This is a genomic window from Streptomyces luteosporeus (assembly GCF_039532865.1).
Lineage (GTDB): Bacteria > Actinomycetota > Actinomycetes > Streptomycetales > Streptomycetaceae > Streptomyces > Streptomyces luteosporeus.
In genome coordinates this window covers 1-949 of the sequence record NZ_BAAASL010000058.1, presented here as the reverse complement: position 1 = coordinate 949, position 949 = coordinate 1, and the positions used below count along the sequence as shown (strand labels likewise).

General features: G+C 61.3%; 1 protein-coding gene. It reads left to right on the top strand.

Features of this window, described 5'->3' with window-relative positions; translation table 11 throughout:
• Positions 1-794 (top strand): carbapenem-hydrolyzing class A beta-lactamase (gene bla / locus ABD361_RS30390; protein WP_088912091.1); only part of this gene is annotated, 794 nt, incomplete at its 5' end.
• Between the last annotated feature and the right edge of the window lie 155 nt (positions 795-949).

Genomic DNA, 949 nt, shown 5'->3' with positions numbered 1-949 from the left:
CGGAACCATTCGCTAAACTCGAACAGGACTTTGGCGGCTCCATCGGTGTGTACGCGATGGATACCGGCTCAGGCGCAACTGTAAGTTACCGCGCTGAGGAGCGCTTCCCACTGTGCAGCTCATTCAAGGGCTTTCTTGCTGCCGCTGTGCTGGCTCGCAGCCAGCAGCAGGCCGGCTTGCTGGACACACCCATCCGTTACGGCAAAAATGCGCTGGTTCCGTGGTCACCCATCTCGGAAAAATATCTGACAACAGGCATGACGGTGGCGGAGCTGTCCGCGGCCGCCGTGCAATACAGTGATAACGCCGCCGCCAATTTGTTGCTGAAGGAGTTGGGCGGCCCGGCCGGGCTGACGGCCTTCATGCGCTCTATCGGCGATACCACGTTCCGTCTGGACCGCTGGGAGCTGGAGCTGAACTCCGCCATCCCAGGCGATGCGCGCGATACCTCATCGCCGCGCGCCGTGACGGAAAGCTTACAAAAACTGACACTGGGCTCTGCACTGGCTGCGCCGCAGCGGCAGCAGTTTGTTGATTGGCTAAAGGGAAACACGACCGGCAACCACCGCATCCGCGCGGCGGTGCCGGCAGACTGGGCAGTCGGAGACAAAACCGGAACCTGCGGAGTGTATGGCACGGCAAATGACTATGCCGTCGTCTGGCCCACTGGGCGCGCACCTATTGTGTTGGCCGTCTACACCCGGGCGCCTAACAAGGATGACAAGCACAGCGAGGCCGTCATCGCCGCTGCGGCTAGACTCGCGCTCGAGGGATTGGGCGTCAACGGGCAGTAAGGCTCTGAAAATCATCTATTGGCCCACCACCGCCGCCCTTGCGGGCGGCATGGATTACCAACCACTGTCACATTTAGGCTAGGAGTCTGCGCGGCAGAGCCGTGTGACCGGTTTTCTGTAGAGCACTGACGATGGCGGCGGCGCTCTCTGCAATT